The 5,053-nt window shown below is 32.6% G+C and carries 4 protein-coding genes; all 4 read right to left on the bottom strand.

Annotated features, from left to right (window positions below):
* Positions 1 to 615, bottom strand: a 615-nt coding sequence (locus ACMOUI_RS03875) for a TVP38/TMEM64 family protein (protein WP_418964425.1), incomplete at its 3' end; no start/stop codon positions are given.
* Position 616: 1 nt separating this feature from the next.
* The gene (locus ACMOUI_RS03870; protein ID WP_418964424.1) at positions 617 to 1,528 is read right to left on the bottom strand and encodes a sulfurtransferase; all 912 of its coding nucleotides are present in this window, start codon (positions 1,526 to 1,528) and stop codon (positions 617 to 619) included.
* A gap of 33 nt (positions 1,529 to 1,561) precedes the next feature.
* Positions 1,562 to 4,147 (bottom strand): FAD-dependent oxidoreductase, encoded by a 2,586-nt coding sequence (locus tag ACMOUI_RS03865; RefSeq protein WP_418964423.1) that lies wholly within the window; start codon positions 4,145 to 4,147, stop codon positions 1,562 to 1,564.
* A gap of 394 nt (positions 4,148 to 4,541) precedes the next feature.
* Positions 4,542 to 5,053 (bottom strand): C-GCAxxG-C-C family (seleno)protein (locus ACMOUI_RS03860; RefSeq protein ID WP_418964422.1); only part of this gene is annotated, 512 nt, incomplete at its 5' end.

Raw genomic sequence — 5,053 nt, 5'->3', positions numbered from 1 at the left:
GAATATAAGTGATGCTGTTATCGACATTTTAACAGCTGTTTTCATATCTCCAGAAGCAACTGCTCCTGCTAGTAATACAAATACAGATGTTCCTGGTAAAATAAATATTGTTGATAATAAAGCATATTGAATAAAGCTTATTGGTGTTAACCCATAAACATAGTTTTGGATTCCAAAAGGAAATACTGGTAATAATCTTGTTGTTGCAAGTATAAACCATCCCTCATTTTTAACACCATCATTTATTTTTCTGAAAGCCTCTGTTTTACCAAATTTTTCTTCAATAGGTTTTCTAGCAATATATCTCGCTATTAAAAACGCTAATGATAATCCTAGACAAGCACCTAAAGCTGTGTATATAATTCCCATTACAGCACCGAATATTAGCCCCCCAGCTAAAGTTAGTGGTAATACAGATATACAAGTTGTCGTTACAACTGCATATAATCCTATATATGCTACTGGTCCCCATACTCCTAAACCTTTAATTAAAGCTTCTAATTTTTGTCTATCTTTTAAATATTCTAAAGCTCCTGATTTTACTAATCCAAATACAACAGCTGCTAAAATACATACTATTATTATTAATTTTATTGGGTTCTTTTTCTGACTCATTCTACTCTCCTGTTTCCACTTTTACTTTTCCATCTTTTGCTGCATAAGACCATTCAATCCAAGAACCATCATAGTTTTTAACAGTTGGATATCCTAAAAGTTCTTTTAATACAAATGTTGTATGTGCTGATCTAACTGCTGATTGACAGTAAGGTAAAATCTCTTTATCTGGAGTTACTCCCTTTTGCTCATAAATAGCAACTAACTCGTCATAAGATTTCATAGTTTTATCTTTATTTGTAGCCTCAGTCCACTCTACCCAAACGCTTCCTGGAATTCTTCCCTTTACAACAGCACCTTTTTTTAGCTCTTCACCTGTGAACTCTTTTCTAGTTCTAGTATCAACTATAACATCTGCTGGATTATTTATAGCCGCTTCTACACTCTCTATTGTCGCTAAAGTATCTTTATCTGGAGTATTTGCAAATTTAAAGTCACCTTTCTTTTCGTCAGCTTCCTTTCCAAATCTTGTTTTTATACCAGCATCTTTTAAAGCAGTATATCCACCGTCAACTATTTTTACATTTTCCATTCCATACATATCAAGTATCCACCAAAGTCTATACTCATCCAATCCATCACCTATTAAGATAAGTGTTGTATCTTTTGTTACACCCATTTTATTTAACTCAGCTTCCATCTCTTCTCTAGAAGCTCTCATACCACCAATATCACCATATCTTTTATCTTTTGGCTCCATATCCGGTCTCCACATGCTATAAGATCCCTCTACATTTCCAATTAAAAATTTTGCTTCTGGTCTAACATCTATAACTACTATATTTTTATCAGTCTCTATAATTTTTTTAGCTGTCTCAGCACTTACTAATTTTTCAGTTTTATATTGAGTGTAATCTTTTCCAAAAGCTACCATTGATAATAATAATGATCCTAAAATTAAAGTTCTTTTCATCTTAACCCTCCAGATTTTATATTTATTTTCTGCTTATTTTCTTTTGTTAAGTTCCATTTTTGATTTATATCTTGTTAACCATTGCTTTGCTGGTCCCATATTTCTCTTTGTAGCTTTTGATTTTTCATACTTATCACCAAATATTAAATCAACTATATGAAGAGCATCTGTGTGTCCTTTTTCCATTGACTCTCTACAAGCTGCACAATAAGTTACCATATGTCCTGTTGTTGTTTCTGCTGCTCTTCTATCCATAACTTTTTTAGCTATCTCTGGTACAGCTGGAACAATCATTCCTCCAAATCCACAACATCTAGTCTTCTCTCTTGAGTTTTCTAACTCCTCTACCTCATATCCAAGCTCTTTCATAATCCATCTAATTCCATCATGGATTTTTGTTTGTTTTCTTATTGAGCATGAATCATGTATATTAAATTTAACATCTGAATTTTTTCCTACACCAATTTGAGATTCTGGTAATCCAATCTCAGGTAATAGTTCCCAAAGTGATACCACATTTTGTTTTGCATACACATTGAATATTCCATAACAAGATTGACACGCAACAATAACTGTTTCTGCATTAACCTTATCTAATTCTTTTTGAACAGACTTAAATCTCTCTTTAAATAGATCATCTTGTCCTAAGGCCTTAGGTGGTTTTCCACAACACTTCAGTAATGATCCAACCTCTCCATTTAATTTATCTTGCAGATGATCAACTATATTTCCAACAGCTGCAGAATTATATGAAGGTAGTGAACAACCTGGGAAAAATACATATTTTGTTTTCTTTCCATTAGGAGCTGGGTTTGTTGTGTTAAACATTTTAGAGTATCCTAAATATTGATGAACCTCTATAGCTTTATGTCCCTTCATAGGTGATTTCCCACCATTATCTTTAATATATTCACTTCTCATAGCACCAAAGTTTGATTTTATATCAAAATCTTTTGGACATTTTAAAGTACACTGATCACACATATTACAAGAGTAAGCTATCTTAGCATCCATCTCTTCACAACCCTTTTCAATATACTCTTTGAATAGGTGCTTTGGACAATCTGTGTAATCATTTAACATTATACACTCTTTCATACAAAGTTTACACTCACACTGTAAACATCTATTAGCTTCTTTTAATGCTTCCTCTTTTGTGAATACTCTTTCAACTTCTGAAAAATCTTTAACTCTCTTTTCACCGTCAGTTGTTCCAGGAACTACTCTTTCAATCTTTTCAGCTGTATCCCATCCCTCTGGTAAATACTCTGTTGGTAGATATAGTTTTGTTTTATATCCCCCTTCAGATTCTAAAGTTCTTCCCTCTTCCAAACTCTTTCCATTTAAGAATCTATCAATTGACTTAGCAGCTCTTCTTCCCTCTGCCATCGCTTCAATAACGATAAACGCATTTGCACAATCCCCTGCTACGAAAACTTTTTCATTGCTTACCGACTGCATAGTCAATCTATCAGATTCAAATGTTCCATTTCTTCTTGTCACTAACTTTTTACTTGAATCAAATGAGTTATCAACTCCCTGACCTATAGCAAATACAAGTGTATCTATCTCAATAATCTCTTTAACATTTTCATCAAATTGTGGATTGAAGTTTCCATTTTCATCAAATAGACTTAAACATTTTTTTATCTCTAATCCAGATATTCTATTGTTCTCATCCACTATTATTCTGCTGATTCCATTTCCTAATTTGAATTCAACACTCTCTTCTATCGCTCCATGAATCTCATGATTTGAAGATGCCATTTTTTCAAAAGTAGCCTCTAAAGGAATTGAATAAACAACTTCTACTCCAGGAACTCTCTTTGAAGATCTAGCACAATCCATCGCAACATCTCCACCACCAATAACAGCAACTCTTTTTCCTGCTCCTTTAAAATTCTTTGTTAAAGATATCTCTTTTAAATATTCTGCTGCATGAAAAACTCCTTCTGCATCGTGATTTTCTAAAGATCTATCCACTCTTCCTAACTGTTTTCCAACAGCGACTAAGATTGCATCATAATTTTTTTCTAACTCTTCAAAACTTATATCTTTTCCTATCTCTGTAGATAGTTTAATCTCTACTCCTAACTTCTCTAATAAAGAATACTCTTTGTCTATTACCTCTCTTGGAAGTCTGTATTCAGGAATTCCAACTCTCATCATTCCACCAAATACAGGTAATTTATCAAATATTGTAACGTCATATCCTTCTTTTGCCAAGTCTATTGCACCTTGAGCTCCTGCTGGTCCTGCTCCAATTATGGCTACTTTTTTACCATTTTTATTCTTTACAGCTACATCCCAATTCTCTGCATTATCAAAATTATCAGCAGCAAATCTCTTTAATGAAGCTATTGCTATAGGTGAATCTTCCTCTCCTCTTCTGCAATTTTGTTCACAAGGATGGGCACAAATTCTACCTAACGTTCCCGGTAAAAAAAGTTTTTCTCTAATAACTTTTATTGCTTCTTGTCCATTTCCTTCTCCTATTAATCTCACATAATTCTTGACATCAGTGTTCATTGGACAATTACTTTTACAGGCAGCTTCTGAGTCACCCATACAGTTTTCAACAATATCTTTCATTTTTAAAACGATATTTTCATTTAACATTTAATAAATTCCTCCAAAAAATTTAGTCTATTAGTATTCTAACTTTAAATACTTTTTATGTCAACGTATATATTCTTGTTTGTAAGACTTTGTTAAAAAAGTAACTTTTTCTGAGCATTTTTTTATCATGACCTTTTGTTCAAATAGATGTTTGTCTCAACAAAAATAGAGGAAACGCACTAGTTTTCCTCTACTAAACTTTTTATCATATTCCAATCAGAGAGTAAATCAAGCCCACTCATAGCTAAAATCAATGTAGATTTTTTCAAAGCTATCAAACCTTTTTCACTTCCACACAACTCTGCAAATTTTTTAGTATGAGTTATAACATTGTCATCTAACTTTATATACGCCTAGATTGCTTCTATCTCTTGTGTTAGGTTTCCCATATCTTCTATTTTTCCTTATACCCCAACTCTCTAGCTAAAATTCTTGCTGTTATCTCTGTTAACTCCCCCGTTATTTCAATACAATGATTTATATGCTCTTTTGTTCCTAAACTCATTCCACGAGTCAAAACTTTGCAACAACAAACTTTTCTTTTTTCCGTAAATTTTGTTTGAAGCTCCTTTGTTAACTCCATACTTTTCTTAACTTCTGGTCCACCAGCTTCTCCCCTTCCAAAAAACATACCGATGGCCATTACTCCACCATTTACTGCACCACATGTACATCCATTCCCCATTCCAACTGGAAATCCTGATGCTAATTTTATAATTTCATCTCCATATGGTGCTTCAAAAGAGTCTTTTAAAACTTTTAAAACTGCTTCTGAACAATAAAAATCTCTATTTCTATAGTATTCTTCAGCTTTCTTTCTTAAAGCTAATATATCTACCTCATTATTTTCAATTTTAACTATTTTATCTTTTTTTAATTTTCTAATAATTCTATGCAACATTATCT

This window comes from Cetobacterium sp. (assembly GCF_048470075.1).
Taxonomy (GTDB): Bacteria; Fusobacteriota; Fusobacteriia; order Fusobacteriales; family Fusobacteriaceae; genus Cetobacterium_A.
Note: the sequence above shows the minus strand (reverse complement) of the source record. Positions and strands in the feature narration are given on the sequence as shown.

What these genes read in the sequence shown, in the direction of transcription:
- ACMOUI_RS03870 (WP_418964424.1), bottom strand. Translation starts at nt 1,528, where the DNA reads ATGAAAAGAACTTTAATTTTAGGATCATTATTATTATCAATGGTAGCT.
- ACMOUI_RS03865 (WP_418964423.1), bottom strand. Translation starts at nt 4,147, where the DNA reads ATGTTAAATGAAAATATCGTTTTAAAAATGAAAGATATTGTTGAAAAC.